This is a genomic window from Microcoleus sp. K4-B3 (assembly GCF_036704615.1).
Lineage (GTDB): Bacteria > Cyanobacteriota > Cyanobacteriia > Cyanobacteriales > Microcoleaceae > Microcoleus.
On record NZ_JAUBSF010000244.1, the window covers coordinates 1 to 1,001 of the forward strand.

The window sequence follows — 1,001 nt, forward strand, 5'->3', positions numbered from 1 at the left end:
TTTGAATGAAAGACTCTAAAGAAGCTATTTCTTTTTCCCTATCTTTTTGTTGCATTTGTAAGTCATTCATTTTTTTATTGTTACAATCAAGTATTACATATAATTGTATCATAGTCTTGATAATGATTTAGGATTGCTATAAACCCTTTTTTTTTAGGATTCGTCTTAATCGATCGGGGCTGAATTTAATAGAACGCTCTTGTTCTAATTTTTGAGCTAATTGAACACTATTGTATGTACGTGGCTCATTTTTGAGGCATTCTGTTAAAAACTCTATGTCTGCTTCTTTCCACTTAGGTTTTCCTCCTCGGCCTGGTAACTCCCAAAAACCTTCCATTCCAAGCTTTTGCCATTTATGTAAAACCTCTCTCACTGTTTGTGGGGCCCAGTTAAAATGAGCTGCTATTTTTTCAACGTACCAGCCCTGTGCATTTAACCTAACTACAAGAGCTCGGTCTTTGACTTTTTGGGGAACATTCGCAGTTCTCAATTTTAATAGAGTTTTATCTTGCTCTTGTGTCAGAAATATCCTTAATCTAGCGCCCATATATTGAGTTACCTGGGTAGACGTATTCCCTGTCTTTACTTATTTTAACATAGTTCGGTTTTTTCGCACCGACCTACTTAGAAGGATAATCAGGGGCTGCAATTTCGCCGCTAGAAATGTTAGAAACGTTTACGGCATGGTCGGCAAACCAAGTATCGTAAATAGGTGGCGAATATCTTTTGTCTATTTCAACGCCGCGTACATATCCTTCTAAAACAACGTAGACAAATTCGGGTCCGTCGCTCATTTCAATACCATCGGGCCCCGGTGGCAATTCTGGCAACTCAGGTTCTTCCTCTTCCGGCAATTTGCATCCCGGGTCTGGGTAAGTGTGCGATGCAACCACTATCCCCATGATTTTTTTAGTTTCAGTAACGATGCAGTCCCGAGCTTCTACAATTACTTCAAATCCTCCTAAATCGTAGTGAATCTTTCCGCCTTCTCTCCCCCAAGT

At 39.8% G+C, this 1,001-nt stretch carries 2 protein-coding genes; both read right to left on the minus strand.

The window, feature by feature from the left end:
• Positions 1 to 136: 136 nt before the first annotated feature.
• A complete protein-coding gene (locus QUA78_RS32725; protein ID WP_333307665.1) occupies positions 137 to 547 on the minus strand; it encodes a helix-turn-helix domain-containing protein in 411 nt (136 codons plus the stop codon).
• 73 nt (positions 548 to 620) lie between these two features.
• The coding region (locus QUA78_RS32730) for a hypothetical protein (RefSeq protein WP_333307668.1) at positions 621 to 1,001 on the minus strand (381 nt) is incomplete at its 5' end.

What these genes read in the sequence shown, in the direction of transcription:
- QUA78_RS32725 (WP_333307665.1), bottom strand. Translation starts at nt 547, where the DNA reads ATGGGCGCTAGATTAAGGATATTTCTGACACAAGAGCAAGATAAAACT.